Below are 17,518 nucleotides of genomic sequence, written 5' to 3' on the forward strand. Positions count from 1 at the left end.
CCGGGTCTGAGGACGCAGGCCATACACTGACTGTTTTCTCCAAACGTCGTAACTGCGACATCTGCAGCCGGTTTGCGAAAACGAACCCGTTACCTTAATTCAGGAGGGCAGGCACAGGCAGCCTGTTGTCAGAGGTCCAGCACAATCCTGTCACCGACTGCGCGGGAAACGCAAAGGCAGATCACCTGACCGCTTTCGCGCTGGCCTCTTGACAGGAAACTGTCCCGGTGTTCCGGAGTACCGCTCAACACGTCTGTAACACAGGTTCCACAGACGCCCTGCTCGCAGGAAAATGCTGTGTCGATCCCGTTTTCCTCCAGCACTTCCAGAATGGTCTGATCCCGCCCGACCTCCAGGGTCAGGTTTCTTCGGGCAAGAGTTACGGAGAAAGGATGCGCCGGAGCACCGGCCAGTGCGGTTTTGGCAGCGAACCGTTCCAGATGGATACTGTCTTCCGGCCAGGCGCCCTGTGCCGCCTCTCTGGCGCGGTCCATAAACGGGCCAGGACCGCAGATGTAGACCCGTGCCGCGTCCACCCGGTACCCCAGAACACCATCAAGAACCTCGCCCGTCCGGGCAGGGTCCAGCCCTTCGTGAAAGGAGACCCTGTCGCCAAAGTCGCCGTGCGTCAGGCGCCTGCGGAAAGCGGTGTGCCCGGGCGCGCGGGAGAAATAGTGCATCTCAAACGAACTGCCAAGAGCATGCAGCCTGTCTGCCATCGCGATGATCGGCGTGATCCCGATGCCCGCAGCCAGCAGAACGCTGTGAGGGGCATCTTCGACAAGCGGAAAATTGTTGCGGGGAGCACCGATTTCCAACCGGTCGCCTTCTTCCACGACCTTATGCATCAGGTCTGAGCCGCCGCGCGACGGATACACCTGCCTGACGGCAATCATCAGATGTCGGCGATCTGCCGGATCACCACAGAGAGAATACTGTCGGATGATCCCCTCTCCACAATGCACGTCGATGTGAGATCCGGGAGTATATCGGGGAAAATTAAGACGGCTCCTCCTCGCCAGCACGAAGGACCGGACACCCTCGGCCTCCCGGGTGATCTTCCGGACCTCGACATTAATCAGAACCATGGCAGGTCACCTGTGGACTGGTTGAAATTTGTCGAGCCCTTCCCTGAGCTTGTCCAGCTCGTGCCCCGACATGAATATCGTCGTCTCAGCATCCGGAAAAGAACCGTCCATCACCGCTGCGCGGTACCCCTGCAGCGCTTTTGCCCGCTCGGCGCGGAGTTGCCGGCGAATTTTGCCCACATCGCCAAAGGCCCGGGCGTGACGGGGTGGTGCCGGCGTGTCGCCGCTGAGATCGGACATATAGGACAGAATGATGTCGCCGGATGATCCGGCGCCAATCGTCACTGTGACCAGTCTTGAATACCTGCCGATCTCGGCCAATGCGTCCCCGGCCACGCATTCCACCTCGACCGAATAGGCGCCTGCATCCTCAAGCCGGCGGAAACGGCAAAGCAGATCGAGCGCCTCGTCCGCCGTTTTGCCCACTGTACGAAGACCACCAACCTGCGTGGAGCGCGCCGGGAACAGGCCTGCATGGCCCTGCACGCTGATGCCCTCGCGGGCAATACGCTCGATATGGCTGAGCGATCTGGGCGTATAGACCGCATCCGCCCCCTTTACCATCGCGTCAATCGCGCCGCCCAGCGCCTGATCCTCGGTCACATGCTCTCTCGTTGCCTGAGCAGCAGTTATGAATATATGAGGTGCTGCCGCACGGATCTCTTCAACTGTCTCACACCCCACCGTCACAGTATCGATGCCCGCATCGGCAGCAGCGGCAGCTTCCCCGGCATCAAAGGCGGTCACTTGCGTCATGCGTCTGCCTGCCGCCTTGTTCCCGAGGATGCAGCCGATTGTCAGATGCCGCTGTGCGGGGTGCCCGCCGTATGTAAATATGTGTTTCACGGATGTTTCTGTCTCGGTGCGAATATGAGTTTCTTGCGGGCGCGGATGCGTCTGGTGGCCGCTTCTGTTCCATCGTGAAAACTGCCGAACCAGCGATCCAGGGGCATTTCTTCTGAGCCATAGTTACACTCAAAGTACCTGTGATGCAGTTGGTGGTGGAATGATCCGGCTTTCATGTCCGCAGTGTTGCCGAACAGAATTTTTTCGAAGCCTGAGTGGGAATAAAGCGCGCCGAGGCCCAGAGAGAACATGTGAAAAATCACATGGATCGGATGAGACGGCAGAACGAAGTGGATCAGGATGCCTGAGAAATAGAGAAACCCTTCAACAGGGTGCATGGCAAGGCCTGACCACGGACCCACGTTGACGTTTCGGTGGTGAAGCGAGTGCACATGCCTGAACAGCAGCGGCATATGAATCAGCCGGTGGATCCAGTAGAAATGGAACGACTGCCAGAAGCGGATCACGAAGAAGAACAGCACGAACCATACGGGTGACTGGCCAATGCCGGTGAGCGTTGGCACCCAGCCATTTGCTGCCGCATGAAAATACAGGATGGTCCAGAGCGTCCAGAGCACCACGGACGACCCGAGGCTCCAGAAAATATTGTCCCACACCTGATTTCCAAAAGTGAAGCGGCTGGATTTCTCCATCGGGCGAATGTCGAACTTGAGCCGCGTCTCCTGGGCCGCAAAAACATAGAGATAGAGGTGAAGTGCTCCGCCAAGCAAAACTGACCAGCCAAAGTTGATTGCCGCCACTTGCAGCATCCAGCCAGCGTCAGTTTTCTGCATGGTGGGCGCTGCCGGGAGAAGGAACGCGACCGTGATCAAAGCGAGCAGGACGTGGCTTACCGGCGGGGCCATTTTGAACCAGGTGCCGATCACCCAGGCAATGGCCGCCCTGGGTTTTGGCGGCAGATCGAAAAGCGGCGACACAGAGATCGGCAATGAAGGATGAAAATTCCACGCCTGCGACGGACCCGGGGGAACTCTGACAGTTCGGTTTGTGTTCGTCTTTGCCATCGTGAGCCTCGTTCTCTTCGCTGTTCAGATCAGACAGACACGATGACGTAGTATTTCCGGATGTATTTCCCGACATGCCAGACAGGTTGCAGGCCGTTGTCCATTATAAAGGCATCACCGGCCTTCACCGTGTGCGATGCGCCATCCGCCGTCTCGATCCGGGCGTCCCCTTCGAGGATCTGGCAGAATTCGATCTGATTGTTCATGGGCCCTCTGAACACACCTGCAGTGCTGTCCCACATGCCGGATTTAACCGTGCCGTCTGCCCCCGTGAAATAGTTCCACACGTTCTGCTCCGGAGTGCCTTCGACGATGTCCTCCGCAAATTCCTTTTTGAACGGCTCGATATCCTGTTCGGCAAATTTCACGAATTGCATCAGCTGTCTTCCTTCGATGTCGATGGCATAAGGCGGTCCCAGGCTACACTTGCGCGATCCTTCATGGACATGGAGGGGGCCATCAGTGGCACAAGCCGGCGCGAGAGTGCATGGAACGGAATCGGCGAAATTTCCGAGACAGGGAACGGCAGATCGTCATTGTGTCCGCCAAGCACCTTACGGGCCAGGCTGCGCCCCATAACCGATGTCATCGCGATCCCCCGACCACTGAAACCGACACCGGCCAGCACGCCGGGCGCAGGCGCGTGCATACGCGGCATCATGTCCTGTGTTACGCCTATGCGACCAGCCCAGGTGCATTCTATGTCTATGTCTTTGAGTGCCGGGAAAACTGTATGCATACCACTCAGCAACCGGCCCACGCCGCCCAGCGTTCGCGCACTGTCGTTGCTTCCGACACAGCCAAATATCAGGCGATTACCCGCGTCATAGCGTGCGTAAAAAATTGCCAGCCGGGTGTCAGAGATGGTTCTGCGCCCTGGCAGCACCTGTGCCTGCTGATCCGGCGAGAGCGGCGCCGTCGCCAGGGAAATCGAGTACATCGGCAGCATGGTCTGACGCAGCCCCGGCCACAGATCATCCGTATACGCATTGGTGGTCAGGATCACAGTGTCGGCAGTAATGCTGCCATGGGAAGTGGTGATGCACCATTTCTGCCCCTTGCGATCGGCTTTCCCGGCCGGTGTCTGCTCATACAGCCGGGCACCGGCCTTCTGCGCGGCCCAGGCAAAACCACGCGTCAGCGCGAGTGGCTGAACAAACCCGCCCTTTTCGTGATGGAGCGAAAAATTATAGGCATCCGAACCCACAGAAGCATGTGTCTGGGAGGTCGTCTGCACCGAAATTCTCGCGCCGACGTCCAGCCAGGAAGCATATAGCTCTTTCAGTCCATCTGCGGCCTTGCACGTATGCGCGGCCTGTATCCAGCCGTTCTGTTCGGCCCCGCAGTCAATTTCATAACGCCGGATGTCGTCGAAAAGATCATCTGCACAGGAAAGTGTCGTGCTGATCAGCCTCTCTGCCTGTTGACTGCCAAATTTTTTGTGCAGCTGAGCCGGCGTCGCCCGCCAGATCGGGTTGCACTGCCCTCCGCTGCGCCCTGAGGAGCCGAAACCGATCTTTTCGGCATCCAGCACCGCGGTATCGACACCAGCTTCGGCCAGCGAGATTGCGGTGCGCAGACCGGTGAGGCCCGCGCCAATGATAACAACATCCGATTTATGGTTCCCGCCGAGCTTTTCGCAGGTCGGAGGTGGCGGCGCAGTTCGGTTCCAGTGAATGTCTTCCGGTATCAATTGCAGGTCCTAGCAAAGAGATTCAACACGCATGCTTGCGCACCAACATTTGTAATGCAAAAATTCAGTTTCGCAATACACAACTTTGCATCAGGCGCCTGTGGCCGTCTCCCGGCGGCCTAGTCCCCTGTCAAAAGGCCAAATCTAGCCGATATCTCCTTTGTCCTGGCAAGCAGACTCGGAACACAGGCCAAAAGCTGGTCCAAAGAGGCAATCCGCAGCGGGATCCACAGACTGATTGCGGCCAGAACACGCCCGTCATGGTCAAAGATCGGTGCTGCAATGCCTACCACCTGATAGAACTCCTCGCGGTCCGACACCGCATATCCTTTGCTGCGGATACCCGGCAGACCTGCCTCAATATCGCGGCGGGTTGTCAGCGTGGTCTCGGTGAACTTGTCAAGGTCGGCGACTTTAAAGTAGGCGTCGCGTTCCTCCGCGGTCATATGTGCCAGGAACACTTTTCCAACCGCCGTATTGTGCAGTTCCGACTGCCCCCCTGCCTTTACAGCGAGCCGGTAAGGATGAGGAATATTGGTACGAATGAATGTTGCGGTGTGTTCGATGCGAACCCCAAGGGCGACATTCATGCCCGTCTCTGTCATCAGATCGCGCAGGTCCTGATCGTCCACGAGGCTCAGGTCCATCTTTTCCCACGCCGCGCGCGCCCAGCTGATCAGCAATGGCCCGGTGGTATAGGTCTTGTCCCTTTCGTCAAACTCGACCAGCCCCTGCCCCATGAGGATCGCAAGGATGCGGTGGGTCGAGCTTTTGTTGAAGCCCGTCTCCTGCGCAATCTCGGTCTGCGACAGCCGGCCCCTGTGCTGGGCCAGCAGGTTTATCACAGCAACACTTTTCTGAATGATCGAGCTTTGTACTTCACGCGACATGTCTGTGATCCCCCTCGGCTCCGGGCCTTATCTGGCAGACTTTCCGGTTGCGCGGCAACCACAATGTTGCCCCATCTCCAGTACTCATAAGGGTCGCATCACAAAGTGTATGTTTCTCAATATGGCTTATTGATATTGCCGCGAAGCCTGGCAGGAACAGATGAATTCAGAGGCCGGTCAGTAATCCGGAGAGCTGTGTGCACCGGGGGACCGGATGGCACACAGGCCGCACACCCGGATATCTTGCAGATGGGCGGCGTCACGGCGCGCATGATGCATCGTCCGGCACTGGGTGCAGGCAAGGTTGGTGTTGTTCCCGGTGGCGGTGCTGGCCGCATTCCCGTCTTTGCAGGCCAGGTAGGTGACGGCCTGCCGGACGTGGTTAGCAACCTGATCGAAGCGCTGTCAGGCAAGGACGGCCCGGTTGAGATGCCGGCGACCGCCCGGGCGGCATCCCCCGCGCCAGTTGAGGCGTTTCGTGGCAAACCCAACACGGCGGGGCGTGCCCGGGTTTTAGTTGGAAAGTCGACTGGACCGGGAGATCCCGGCATCGTGGCAAGTGCCTCGCCGATAACAGCTACAGACCTGTCAGATGGATTTTGGAAGCCACAGTAACCGTCACGCGATCGCAACCTGGCGGCCCGGCGTGAACATACTCTCCGGTGCGACATCCAAACAGTCAGAAAAAAGGCCGCGCACGAAGCGCGGCCAGTTATGATCTGAAACACGGTTACGTGTCTCAGGGAGAACCCGGGAGGGAAAGGCTCGGCCTCTGCTCTTCCGGGGAAAGTTCATGCGCCCGGTTCTGGACATCAGCATGTCGTGGACCAGAACAGAAGTTCTCTCGCACAGGCATCCACTCAAATGGTGCGCCCTGCTGGAACGCAATGACGCGCTCGGTGTCCGGCCCGGTGACCCTGTGCCAGTTCGGGATCCGTTCCCTCGCAGTCGGCGCCAGAAAACCTGCCACGATGTTCAGACGTGGTCTTGCCGCATCCGGACGGCCCCGCAACGCTCGGCAGCTCGTCCGCCCTGAGATCCGGAGATTCATCCTGCAGCGCCTGAACATGATCTCCCTTCGGAAGATCAGAGTGAATGGATAGTGTATCTGTTTTCAGTCCGGTCACTGTCTTTGGCTTTCCGAGTTCGTCTGATGACGCAGCGGATGGGTTACCCCACCTCTTTCATCGCTGTGAAGCACAGAAAAATGCGGCCCCTCGGGGCCGCATTACCCACCGGTTTACATACCCCGGGCGGCTTCGAGCGGGCCGGTGTTGATCGTGCCTTCATAACTGTCGAGCGCCGAGTCTATGGATCCTGCCTCAACGAAGACGTCTGCCACACCCTTCATAAAGGAAGCGGCATTGCCGCCCAGCCAGGCATCGGACAGTGCGACATCCGCAGGCAGCATCTTCATCCCGGAGAGCGCATCCTTGGCCGCAGGCACATCCATACCCGCTTCTTTGGCGACCACTTCGATCATTTCCTCGCCACCAGCACCGGAGTTGTAGCGCTCATTCTCCCTGGTTACGACCGACAGGAACCTGGCCACTTCATCGCCGTTCTCGGCAATATAGGAAGCCGGCGCGGAGATGACATCAAACACCAGAATGCCGACTTCTTCCTTTTCCGCACCCGTCAGCAGCACGTTACCGTATTCTTTCATACGGGTCAGGCCACCGCCGTAACCGCAAGCGAAATCAACCGCCTTCTGGCTCAGTGCAGCGGCCCCTTCAGGCGGCGCCATGTCAACAACCTGCAGGCTCTCCAGGGGGACACCGAAATGGGCCATCTGGCGCAGGAAGCCATAGTGGGCCGCGGTCCCGAGAGGGACGGCAACCTTCTTACCTGCCAGCTCGCCCGCAGAGGCCTTGTCGATCTCAAGATCGGCATGCACCACGCAGTTGTCATTCTCTGAATAGCTCACTGCAACGTCGATGATCTGCAGGTCCTGCCCACCAGAGGTTGCCACCACGAAAGGCGGAACACCCTGAGATACGGCAATCTGAACGTCGCCCGAAGCCATCGCTGCAGACATTGCCGTTCCGGTCTCGAAGCTGACCCAGTTTACTTTCTTTCCAAGTGCCTCATCAAAGGCTCCGGATGCTTTGGCCGCAAGGAAAGGCATCGGCCATTCCAGGAAATAGGCGACCGTGATTTCTTCGTGGCCGTCAGCAATGGCCGCCTGGCCCGACAGGGTCATCGCAACCCCTGCAGCAAAGCCGATCGTTGTCGTTCTGATCATCGTATACTCTCCCTGAGCAGTTTTGTTTCGCAATATCAAACCTAAATTTCACAAAATGAAATTTCAAGAAAATTCTTCTTGCCGTCAGAGCCAGCTCCAAAACGGCTGAAATTGCACCGACATCAGAACAATTGCCTCTCACACGACATCCCGGCTCTGTGGGTTCTGATTGCGCTCTGCTGATTGCACGAGTGGTTGCAGGGCTGTTCAGGATGCAGCTGATCTTTGGCGCGGTGACGGGCTACCCGGCAAAACTGGCGCTGGTTGCAGTCTTTCGGCACGCGCACCGCAGGGAAACAGGGCAATGACCCGGATACCCGGATCCTGCCCTTGCTGAATCCAGGACGCCTGCGTGGCCGAACGAAAACCGGCCAGCATTCACGACGTTCCCGGATGGAGCGCGCCCGGAGCCCGGGGTCAGATATCACAAGGTCCGCTCCGTTCAACAATGCGGAAAACGATCGAGGAGAGGCGCGCGACGTCAGCATCGCGCGGCGCCGCCTTAGGTCAACGGGGCCGCTGACTGATGCGCGATTTAATGGCCCAGGCCACGACGCTTTGGCAGTTGCAGTGCGTCCACGCGCTGTGTCTGGCACTCATATCAGTTTTCGGGCTTTGCCAGAACCGAGCTGACGTATTTCTCTGTATCGCCAGTGAGATCACTGTCATCGAACCCGGCCCGCGCGCGGAACACCATCCCCTGCCTGAGATCGAACATAAGCTTTGCGCGATCAGCGCTCGGGAATTCTCGGGGCAGGTTGCCGAGTTCAATTTCATGGTCAAAACGGGCTTTGATACGACTGTCTGTCGATGTAATCGCATCACGCAACAACTCTGCCGTTCCCTCGACATGTCCAGCACTTGTCGCAACACAGGATACGAGGAAGCAGCCTTTTGCCCCGCTCGCATGATGTGTTGAGTAGTCAATCACCGCCTCGAAAAATGCCCGGACTGCCTGAGTTATGTCTGGCTCGGTTTCCAGTGCGACAAGAGGTGTGCATGCATCGTTTGTCGCATAGCTGTTGATGGCTTCCAGATAGAGGCCGTGCTTATCACCGAACTCGGCATAAAGGCTCGGGCTGTTTATCCCCATCGCATCTGTGAGCAGCTTCATCGACGCGCCTTCATATCCCTGCTTCCAGAACACGCCGGTTGCTTTGGCCAGGGCATTGTCGCGATCGAAGGCTTTAGGTCTTCCAACTTTTTTTGTAACGCTCATTACAAAATCCCTTGACGTTTTGGCGTATCTATATTTTATAACGATCATCACAAAATACAAGGACCAGATCATGCCGTCACAAAAATTGCCTGCCGGATCGCCGTTTCCGGTAATGTCCGTAGCCAGACTGGGTGGGGGCAAACTGACGCCAGGTGTTCCACAGGAAGGTCGCGACTGGCAGGTGGTGGTCGTATATCGCGGCAAACACTGCCCGATGTGCACAAGCTATCTGAAGGAGCTTCAGGCACTCCTGCCAGAATTTCACGCGCTTGGATTGGATGTCGTAGCCATCTCTGCCGACCCGGAAGACAAAGCAAAAGACCAGATCAGTTCTGTGCAGCCAGACTACCCTGTTAGTTATGGTCTGAGCGTCGACCAGATGTACAAGCTCGGGCTCTACGTGTCCGACCCAAGGTCTCCGAAGGAAACGGATCGTCCCTTTGCTGAGCCAGGTATCTTCGTCGTCAATGCACATGGCCAGATCCAGGTGACCGACATTTCAAACGCGCCGTTTGCACGGCCAGACCTGAAAACTCTGCTCGGCGGTCTTCGCTTCATCCGCAATCCCGAAAACAACTATCCCATTCGGGGAACACGCGCCGCACCTGGATAAAACCTCACAACTGACCGAAATCACTGTACTGATCTGAAAGGACAAGCTCATGCGCTTGATATCCGCCCTCTCCGCTATTGCCGTCATTTTCTCCCTGGCGCTGCCTGTTATTGCCGAAACGACGGCCCGGGACGAAACACGCGAAAGCCTGATTGCCTTTAACGACCGCTTCAACCAGCTTGCAGCATCACATGACGCGGCCGGCCTGATCGCTCTCTATGACGAAGACGCGTTCTGGATCGCACCAGCAACGCGACCGAGCCAGGGGCGAGACGGAGTTCCTCGCCAGACCATCACCTTCATGAGCGAAAACAATGGCAGGTTATCTCACACCGTAGAAGACCTTTTCATCTCTGACGACGGCAGACTGGCCGTCATGAAAGGCGTGACGCGGGCCTCAGTCGAAAGCCACGGCTTCCAGCTTGAAGGTTCTTACATCTATGTCCTTGAGCGGGCAGGCGAGAGTGAGCCGTGGCGGATCGTGCTGGATATGTTCAGCAACTATGCAGCTGAGTAGCCAACGCGCCAATGCCCCCGATATCCGAAATTTTCGAAGGAAAAAGACAATGGCAATGACAGAAAACCACCCGAACGCGACCGCCGTCAAAGAGGCATTGAACGGATTGATCTATGGTGTCTCCGGGCACTCGTTTGAAGTGTTGGATAACCTGTATCACCGCGACATGCAGACCTGTCTTTTACTGAATGACGGCACCCTGATGCGCAACGACAAGGCAGGATTCATGGCCTTTATCAGAGACAACATGGGGGCGCTGAAGGACGACGATCCGTGGGTAAAATACCATCTGGTCGAGGCCGATGACACGCACGGGCACATTGTCGTCAGCCGAAAGAATAACGCGACCGGGCGATATCAACTCATCTCGCTCAGCATAGACTTCGTGTTCGAAGACGGCCGTTGGCAGATCGTCCGCGAGATCATCATGACGCGCAGCGATGCGACAGACGGCTGAGCAATGCGTCGCGATGTGTCTCCTGGCTCCGCACAACTGTGCTGCAAAAACCAGGGGAACAGACCGTGACTGCTCATGGGATTCTTGTTCTGTTAACTGGAATCTACGATTTTGGCTCTGACCTGGCCGCAATCGGGTTGGAAATACCGCGACGACGGTCCGCACAGACCCTGTCACTTTCACCGAATTCAGTTACACCAGAATCAACGCTGATGATTTCTCCTGCGCCTGCTGCACCCAGGGGTGCATGTGGGACAGGTGGCTCGACGAGATAGAGACCAGCGACATAAAGCAACTCTGCCCGATTAAGGCCTGCCGCGCGCATGCGGACTTGCACTTCATCGGCCGCCAGCGGCTGAACGGGCCGTTCGACCAGCTCGATTTTCTCGGGTCCTCCAGGCGTGTCAAATTGTGCGATGGTGGGCATAACTTATCCTTTCGAAGCGAGTGTCCCCGCAAGACTACTGGTGCCTTTTCGCAAGATCACGTAGCGTATTGGCATCTTGATGGTGCAAAAATGCGAGGTCGGTATGAACTGGGAAGACATCAAAACACTCCGCGCCGTCGTTCAGCACAAGACGGTTCGTGCTGCAGGAGAAGCGCTTGGCGTGCACCACACAACAGTCGGGCGAAGGATCGACTCGCTGGAAGAAAGCCTCGGCACCAGCCTGTTCAGCCGCACGCCTGACGGGTTGCTTCTGACCTCTGCCGGAGAGACCCTGTACCGGGTTGCGCAGACCTTTGGCGAAGCACTGATTGACGCGGAGCGCAGCATCGCGGGCCTGGACGATGAACTGGCCGGTCCCTTGACCGTCACGATGCCCGAGCCGTTGCTCAATGTGCTCTTCATGCCGGAGTTGCCAGGTTTTATCGCGCAACACCCATCGATCGAGTTGCGCTTTGATACGTCACTGTCGATCCGGGACGTTGCGCGGCGCGAAGCAGATTTTGCCGTCCGGCTGGACAATAATCCACCGGACACTCTGGTGGGAAAACGCCTCTATGCATATACAGAGGCTGCATACGCTACGCCCGATTATCTGTCTCGTGATCCGAAGTCTTATCGCTGGCTCGGCTGGGGGAAAGCGACGCAAGGCGCGCCGGAATGGGTGCGGACATCTGAGTTTCCGGACAACCCCGTCTGGGGCGTCTTCCCGACCATCCCGGCGCAACACGCGGCGGCACGGCAAGGACTGGGTCTCGCGATCCTGCCTTGCCTGTTTGGCGACGCGGATCAGGATCTGCAACGCGCAGGCAAAAGGGCTCCGGTAAGCAGCCGGGACATCTGGTTACTGACACATAATGATCTGCGCCAGACAGCACGTGTTCAGGCATTCATGAGCTTTGCAGAAACCGTTTTACGCAAACATAAAAAACGTCTGATTGGCGAGGCATAAGCAACTTTGCAAATTCGCACCAGATAGCTGCAAACTTACTCCGTGATGCTGCGAAATTGCGATGCTATTTCTGAGCCACACAACGGTTTTGGTTTGGAAACTCCCATGCTCGACACATCAAAAGGCGTGCATCCACGCATTAAGGAGCTGGGACTTCAGGGCGAGTATCCGTTCGCATCGCAGTTCATTCAGACGCCAATGGGTCAGATGCACTACCTCGACGAGGGCACCGGGAATGAGCGCTCAACGGTGCTTGCGGTGCACGGCAATCCATCATGGTCATTCCTGTATCGCGCGCTGGTAAAGGGCCTCTCAACAGAGCGTCGCATCGTCGTGCCGGATCATATTGGCTTCGGTCTGTCTGACAAACCTGATGACGAAGCCGCTTATACGCTGAAGGCCCATATCGATCATCTTGAGGCACTGGTGCTCCGGCTTGAGCTGAACAACATCACCCTTGTGATGCAGGACTGGGGCGGCCCGATTGGCCTCGGCGTCGCGGCCCGTCATCCTGAGCGCATCAAGGCGCTGGTGGTGATGAACACATTCGGGTTTTATCCACCGGTCGACGGGATGAACCCGGAACACCTCAAACTGCCCCCGCCGCTCCTCATGATGCGGTCCAGAGGTCTGGGCGACTTTATGGTGCGCCGCCTGGGGTTCTTTGAGCGGCAGGTTATGCCCATGGCCACCGCGACCAAGCGCAGGGGCGCCGCCAGGCGGGCTTATCGCGACATTTTACGGAACAGTTCGGAACGCGCCGGTGTCATGGCATTTCCGCGCATGATCCCGACCAAAACGGCCCATCCAGCGGCCAAAATCCTGCTCGAAGAAACAGGCCCCTATGTCGAACAGTTTGATGGCCCGGCACATATCTTCTGGGGGCTGAAAGACCCGCTGATCCCAACAGGCGCATTGGCCGCCTGGAAGAAGCGTTTGCCCCAGGCTGGCGTCACCGAGTTCGAAAAGGCGCGTCACTACCTGCAGGACGACGAACCTGCGGCTCTCGTGCGTGAGCTGCGCACATTTTTGGCCAAAAGTGCCGATTGATCCACCAGTCACACCTCACAAGGAGACGACGTATGACCCTCAGAATATCCAGACGTTCCGTGCTGCAGGGAACCGTTGCAACGATCGCTTTCGTGTCGGCGCTTCCCGCGCTCGCAGAAAGGTTTATTCCTTCTGCAGACATGCCATTCGAGAAAAAATTCGTCGAAGTGAACGGCTCGCAGATGGCCTATGTCGATGAAGGGGATGGACCGGTTATTCTCTTTCTGCACGGAAATCCCACGTCATCCTACCTTTGGCGCAACATCATTCCATTCGTAAGCGATACACACCGCGCTATTGCACCCGATCTCATTGGGATGGGTGACAGTGACAAGCCCGACATCGACTACACCTTCGCTGATCACGCGGGGTACCTTGGTGGCTTCATCGGAGCTCTTGGATTGCAGGACATCACTCTGGTGGTCCATGACTGGGGCTCGGTCCTCGGGATGCGATATGCGCGTCTGAACGAAGGCAATGTGAAGGCCGTCGCGTTCATGGAAGCAGGCATACCGCCCGCGCTCCCCGCGCCCAGCCTTGAAGCAATGGGTGAGCCAAGTGCGCAACTCTTCGCGATGTTGCGTTCGTCCGCCAGTGAAGAAGCCGTTTTGCAGGGCAATTTCTTTGTCGAAGAAGTCCTGGGCAAAATGGCCGTCGCAACACCGCTTTCGCAAGAGGTACTGGACAACTACCGCGCACCTTTCCCAACGCCTGAAAGCCGCAAACCCACCCTTGTATGGCCGCGGCAGGTTCCCATCGCTGGCGAGCCGGCGGACACCGCGGAAGTGATCACGGCCAACGGAGACTGGCTGTACTCGACCGACATGCCCAAGCTGATGTTTCATGTCGCACCTGGTGCGCTGATGCCGCCGCCGGTCGTCGAATACGTGAAAGCCAACGCGTCCAATCTGGAAGATGTGTTCCTCGGCCCCGGCGTTCATTTCGTGCAGGAAGATCACCCCGCAGCCATCGGTCGCGCCCTGCGCGATTGGGCCCACCGGTTGCCGGGTTGAAGTGCGAAATAATGAGCACGCAAGCCCCGTTTCCCTTGTCGCGTCGAAGTCATGACCAGCTTTCAGGCTGGCTATGTCACCCGATTAAAGCCATCAACGACAGACATAGTGTCGAAGCAATTGCCGCCACCCCTCAGTTGACTGCGCCTGAGTTGCCTTCCCGGCCCGGAGAAATCATCTGTCACCTTACCTGACGAAGTAGGGACACCTTTTTGCCAACACGCTGATCATCCAGCAGAGTTTCGAAAATCCGGGCATACCGCTCCAGTGTATCGACCTCATCGTCGCGCCACTCTCTGGGCTTTCGGGCAAAAACCTCCAGCGCACCAGCGGCATAACCACCTGTAAAAAGCGGGACACCCATATAGGCCGCAATACCTTCTGCGGTCATCATCGGGCAACACACGTCACCATTTGTCCTGCTCATGTCCGCAATCATAAACGGACGGCCGGTTTCGATAACCCTCGCACAACAGGTGGTGGAAAGCCGCGGAGTTTCAAAGGCTTCGAGGCAATCCGAGAAGACAGTTGATACTATGTGCGAAAACTTGCCTTCGCTGATATCAATCCTTGTCACAGACGTGATTTCGCTGCCAAACTCCAGACGAATACGCCGCAGAATATCAAATCTGTCTTCCATATAAACCTGCTGAAAATGCACCCCCGAATGACCGAGATCATACAATATCAGGCCAAACAACGCTACGATGATTTCTGTCGCACCCTTGCAACCCTGGGCAAAAGATGCGGCTCAGAGGGTCCGAAGGGAAAACGTATGCCGGCGACCGGGCGACAAAACACCCGTCAGGGAGCGGCGCAGGCCGATACGGCAGAATGACGAAGACGATGGAAAACGAAGCACGGAAGATTGCCGGCGATCTGCTGATCCGCACACGGAACGCATTGACGAGCGGTGATTACGACGCGTTTGGAGAGTGTTTTTGTATACCCTTCACGCTGTTCACGGATATTGGTGAAACCAGAGTTCTGTCCCACCGGCAAAACCGGGAAATATTTGAGCGCGTGCGCTGGCACTATCGGGCCCTGAGCGTCACAGAGCTTCGGCGTGACCTGCTGACGGCGCAGTTTTTTGGAGACGATGTGATACTTTCTGTTCACGAGGCTCGGTTGCTGCGCGACGGGAAACTGGTTCAGGAGCCGTTCAAGGTTCTGTCTACGCTGAATAAATGTGACGGCGCCTGGAAAATTTCGGACAACCGGTATGCTGTAAGCGGATCCCGGCGCTTCAATCGAGCGCTTTATGGTCCGAAACCGGTTATCACAGCCAGACAGGCAGACCCGCAGGAAGCAGCAGAACTGCTGCATATTGTGCCGCCTGATCGCGGCAGTGTGTCGGATACGGTCCGGGAAAACTGATCCCAAAGGCGCTGGGTGTACGCGCCTGTGTCGCACACCGCGCAAACAGATCCGGGAACTGGCCGGGTTCCGGTCGCCTGATCGCAAGCTGCCAGCACAGGAAAAGCGTGTATTGCGCGCCTTAGCCTGCGCAACACCGCATTACAGACTACCTTGCATGTCTGCTGATCGCTCCCGGCATCGTCGCACCAGTCGGAATGCGCCCCTGCGTTCCGGAAAAAGGCCATTCGCCGCCCACCGAAACAGCCAGACAGTCCGGGTGACCAGGAGTGCCTCAGGGTCTTCCCTGATCAGGAAAGCCGCCGCACCCTTTCCGGTGCTGAGTGGAGGCGGACGCGCGCGGGCAGACCAGCGGCACGTCCTGGCTGACGCGGTCCACGTAAGACGGAAAATCTGTGTTCAGAATCAACAGGAATGCTATCGTTACGGTGTTCAGATTTACGGATTTTCAGTGGAGAAAACCTTGCCCCAGCAATCCGGCCCCGGGCCGACACGTTTCTTTAAAGTCCTCATGATCAGGATCATCGCATTTATATCGATCCTCGCCACGGCATCACCGGCCATTGCATGGAAACCCACCACGCACGTCTTTATTGCCGAAATGGCGGCAATGGATGCGCTGGACGACGGCCATATTGAGATACCTGATCTGGAGACGGGTACGGTCCGCCGCTACCCGGTGTCCGCCCGGACGCTCGAAGCGCTGGACAAAGGGCGCAAATACTTCCGCGCCGGCGTTCTCGGCCCCGATGCCTACCCCGACATGGCCACAGGGCAACAGTACATACACCCCGAACAGACTCTTTCGCTGGTCAACCGGGGCTCATCGCAATGGATCGACCACATCTGGAATGCGTTTGACGGCGATGCCCGAGAACATGCTTTCCGTCTGGGGTTCATTACCCACGTGGCGGGCGACGTGTACGGCCACAGTTTCGTCAATCACTTTTCCGGCGCGCCTTTTACCTTTGATCCGTCAGACAATGCGATCCGTCATGTTGTCCTGGAGGGCTATATCGACAAGAGGTTTCCGTCTGATCAGTTCGGTGCTTCGGTATTCCAAACGTCGATCCGGGGCCTCGAAAACAAAATATTCAGGACCATGGTAGACGCACGACCCGGGACCGCTCTCGACAGGAAACTTCTGCCCGCCAGAAGTCCGGCCGCCCGGCTGTCCGTCCCGCGGATTTTCTCCACAATGCGCACAGAGCTGGATAAGGATATCCGGTGGTATTACCGAAAAAAGAAGAAGCTGCAGAAGGCGATAAAGGATTGTGACTGGCTGGATTTTTCCTGCTCCAAGACTTTCCTTGGCGGGCAGCTCACAACGCATGTGACGGTGCACGCCCTGCCCACAACGTACAAAGAGCACTGGGTAAGGGACATTGACAGCGGACTGAAGGCCTGGCCCGGCGTCAGCCACCGGGTAGCCCTCGCGCTTTTCTTCAACCCGCAGCGCAAGGCAGATACCGAAGAAGCTGACCGTATCCTGACGGAATATGTGCAGCTGCATCTGCTCTCGATGGCAGGCGCACCGGACTTTGTTGGTCTCAGCTCGCGTGCCATCGGCAAACTGATCGACGCCGTGACACCGGAGTTCCTGCTGGCACCGATCCGAAGACTAAAGGACAATCTGCTGAACTCTGTCCTGATGAGTGCCACCGGTATGACAAAGGACGAGCTCAAAGGCTACCTGACGCGGCCTGACCGTTATTTCGATATTGCGATGCAGTCCGGAAAAAAGGGTGAGAAAGTCACACTGGAGCGTTTCAACACGGAATACCTCAGGATCGCTGATACCGCGTACAACAACCCGGGGGAGCACTTCCGTGTCGGGGACGTTCCTGCGATCTACAACACGCTGATCCTGACCAAACTGCTCCTGCTGGAACCGGATGTTGTCAATCAGGTGATTGCGGATCTCGGTGGGGAAGGGACGGTCAGACGTGACAATATCATGCTGGGCTGGGTCGGCACACTGGATGGCTCACGCCAGTGGCTGGACGGCATGGTGACCGGTGATGACTGTACCACCTACATCCGGCTTTTTCATCTGCTGCCACGTGATAAATGCGGCAGGTAGCACCA

19 protein-coding genes and 1 pseudogene are annotated in these 17,518 nt (G+C 57.3%); 9 read left to right on the forward strand and 11 right to left on the reverse strand.

Annotated features, from left to right (window positions below):
• Nucleotides 1–128: 128 nt before the first annotated feature.
• The 6 genes from Q0792_RS09485 to Q0792_RS09510 all read right to left on the reverse strand — a co-directional run bounded on the left by Q0792_RS09485 (nucleotide 129) and on the right by Q0792_RS09510 (nucleotide 5,542).
• Nucleotides 129–1,088: a PDR/VanB family oxidoreductase gene (locus tag Q0792_RS09485; RefSeq protein ID WP_298839413.1), complete on the reverse strand. Its 960-nt coding sequence runs from the start codon at nucleotides 1,086–1,088 to the stop codon at nucleotides 129–131.
• Nucleotides 1,089–1,094: 6 nt separating this feature from the next.
• Complete coding sequence (locus tag Q0792_RS09490; RefSeq protein ID WP_298839416.1) at nucleotides 1,095–1,844, reverse strand: 3-methyl-2-oxobutanoate hydroxymethyltransferase; 750 nt, start codon at nucleotides 1,842–1,844, stop codon at nucleotides 1,095–1,097.
• A gap of 86 nt (nucleotides 1,845–1,930) precedes the next feature.
• A complete protein-coding gene (locus Q0792_RS09495) occupies nucleotides 1,931–2,821 on the reverse strand; it encodes a sterol desaturase family protein (RefSeq protein WP_298839419.1) in 891 nt (296 codons plus the stop codon).
• Nucleotides 2,822–2,988: 167 nt separating this feature from the next.
• Nucleotides 2,989–3,336, reverse strand: coding sequence for a cupin domain-containing protein (locus tag Q0792_RS09500; RefSeq protein ID WP_298839422.1), 348 nt, complete (start codon nucleotides 3,334–3,336; stop codon nucleotides 2,989–2,991).
• Nucleotides 3,336–4,652, reverse strand: a complete 1,317-nt coding sequence (locus Q0792_RS09505) for an FAD-binding oxidoreductase (RefSeq protein WP_298839425.1) — start codon at nucleotides 4,650–4,652, stop codon at nucleotides 3,336–3,338. The genes Q0792_RS09500 and Q0792_RS09505 overlap by 1 nt, the downstream gene beginning before the upstream one ends.
• A 119-nt stretch (nucleotides 4,653–4,771) precedes the next feature.
• The gene (locus Q0792_RS09510; protein WP_298839428.1) at nucleotides 4,772–5,542 is read right to left on the reverse strand and encodes an IclR family transcriptional regulator; all 771 of its coding nucleotides are present in this window, start codon (nucleotides 5,540–5,542) and stop codon (nucleotides 4,772–4,774) included.
• 249 nt (nucleotides 5,543–5,791) lie between these two features.
• Between Q0792_RS09510 and Q0792_RS09515 the strand changes: the two genes are divergently transcribed.
• Nucleotides 5,792–6,157: a hypothetical protein gene (locus tag Q0792_RS09515; protein WP_298839432.1), complete on the forward strand. Its 366-nt coding sequence runs from the start codon at nucleotides 5,792–5,794 to the stop codon at nucleotides 6,155–6,157.
• Between the two features lie 223 nt (nucleotides 6,158–6,380).
• Here the strand turns inward: Q0792_RS09515 and Q0792_RS09520 are convergent.
• From Q0792_RS09520 to Q0792_RS09530, 3 genes and pseudogenes are all read right to left on the reverse strand, one after another.
• Nucleotides 6,381–6,669: pseudogene (locus Q0792_RS09520) on the reverse strand (ATP-binding cassette domain-containing protein); the annotation flags it as partial.
• Between the two features lie 113 nt (nucleotides 6,670–6,782).
• Nucleotides 6,783–7,787, reverse strand: a complete 1,005-nt coding sequence (locus Q0792_RS09525; protein ID WP_298839435.1) for an ABC transporter substrate-binding protein — start codon at nucleotides 7,785–7,787, stop codon at nucleotides 6,783–6,785.
• A 601-nt stretch (nucleotides 7,788–8,388) separates the two neighbouring features.
• Nucleotides 8,389–9,006 carry a TetR/AcrR family transcriptional regulator gene (locus tag Q0792_RS09530; RefSeq protein WP_298839438.1) on the reverse strand — a complete coding sequence of 206 codons (618 nt, stop codon included), beginning with the start codon at nucleotides 9,004–9,006 and terminating at the stop codon, nucleotides 8,389–8,391.
• Between the two features lie 70 nt (nucleotides 9,007–9,076).
• On the opposite strand from Q0792_RS09530, the gene Q0792_RS09535 reads away from it, so the two are divergent.
• The 3 genes from Q0792_RS09535 to Q0792_RS09545 are packed head-to-tail and all read left to right on the forward strand — an operon-like array spanning nucleotide 9,077 to nucleotide 10,593.
• On the forward strand, nucleotides 9,077–9,619 hold the full coding sequence (locus Q0792_RS09535; RefSeq protein ID WP_298839440.1) for a redoxin domain-containing protein: 543 nt from the start codon (nucleotides 9,077–9,079) through the stop codon (nucleotides 9,617–9,619).
• 49 nt (nucleotides 9,620–9,668) lie between these two features.
• A complete protein-coding gene (locus tag Q0792_RS09540; protein ID WP_298839442.1) occupies nucleotides 9,669–10,136 on the forward strand; it encodes a nuclear transport factor 2 family protein in 468 nt (155 codons plus the stop codon).
• Nucleotides 10,137–10,185: 49 nt separating this feature from the next.
• Nucleotides 10,186–10,593 (forward strand): hypothetical protein, encoded by a 408-nt coding sequence (locus Q0792_RS09545; protein WP_298839445.1) that lies wholly within the window; start codon nucleotides 10,186–10,188, stop codon nucleotides 10,591–10,593.
• 103 nt (nucleotides 10,594–10,696) lie between these two features.
• On the opposite strand, the gene Q0792_RS09550 is transcribed toward Q0792_RS09545, so the two are convergent.
• Nucleotides 10,697–11,020 carry an alcohol dehydrogenase catalytic domain-containing protein gene (locus Q0792_RS09550; protein WP_298839448.1) on the reverse strand — a complete coding sequence of 108 codons (324 nt, stop codon included), beginning with the start codon at nucleotides 11,018–11,020 and terminating at the stop codon, nucleotides 10,697–10,699.
• Between the two features lie 103 nt (nucleotides 11,021–11,123).
• Here Q0792_RS09550 and Q0792_RS09555 point away from each other — a divergent pair, with 103 nt between their 5' ends.
• From Q0792_RS09555 to Q0792_RS09565, 3 genes are all read left to right on the forward strand, one after another.
• The gene (locus tag Q0792_RS09555; RefSeq protein WP_298839450.1) at nucleotides 11,124–11,990 is read left to right on the forward strand and encodes a LysR family transcriptional regulator; all 867 of its coding nucleotides are present in this window, start codon (nucleotides 11,124–11,126) and stop codon (nucleotides 11,988–11,990) included.
• 105 nt (nucleotides 11,991–12,095) lie between these two features.
• Nucleotides 12,096–13,040 carry an alpha/beta fold hydrolase gene (locus Q0792_RS09560; protein WP_298839453.1) on the forward strand — a complete coding sequence of 315 codons (945 nt, stop codon included), beginning with the start codon at nucleotides 12,096–12,098 and terminating at the stop codon, nucleotides 13,038–13,040.
• 32 nt (nucleotides 13,041–13,072) lie between these two features.
• On the forward strand, nucleotides 13,073–14,053 hold the full coding sequence (locus Q0792_RS09565; RefSeq protein ID WP_298839456.1) for a haloalkane dehalogenase: 981 nt from the start codon (nucleotides 13,073–13,075) through the stop codon (nucleotides 14,051–14,053).
• A 181-nt stretch (nucleotides 14,054–14,234) separates the two neighbouring features.
• Here Q0792_RS09565 and Q0792_RS09570 read toward each other — a convergent pair whose 3' ends face one another.
• On the reverse strand, nucleotides 14,235–14,693 hold the full coding sequence (locus Q0792_RS09570; protein WP_298839459.1) for a GAF domain-containing protein: 459 nt from the start codon (nucleotides 14,691–14,693) through the stop codon (nucleotides 14,235–14,237).
• A 194-nt stretch (nucleotides 14,694–14,887) separates the two neighbouring features.
• Between Q0792_RS09570 and Q0792_RS09575 the strand changes: the two genes are divergently transcribed.
• Complete coding sequence (locus Q0792_RS09575; protein WP_298839461.1) at nucleotides 14,888–15,430, forward strand: hypothetical protein; 543 nt, start codon at nucleotides 14,888–14,890, stop codon at nucleotides 15,428–15,430.
• 463 nt (nucleotides 15,431–15,893) lie between these two features.
• Nucleotides 15,894–17,513 carry a zinc dependent phospholipase C family protein gene (locus Q0792_RS09580; RefSeq protein ID WP_298839464.1) on the forward strand — a complete coding sequence of 540 codons (1,620 nt, stop codon included), beginning with the start codon at nucleotides 15,894–15,896 and terminating at the stop codon, nucleotides 17,511–17,513.
• The last annotated feature ends 5 nt before the right edge of the window (nucleotides 17,514–17,518 follow it).

Source organism: uncultured Roseobacter sp. (genome assembly GCF_947495025.1).
Classification (GTDB): Bacteria; Pseudomonadota; Alphaproteobacteria; order Rhodobacterales; family Rhodobacteraceae; genus Roseobacter.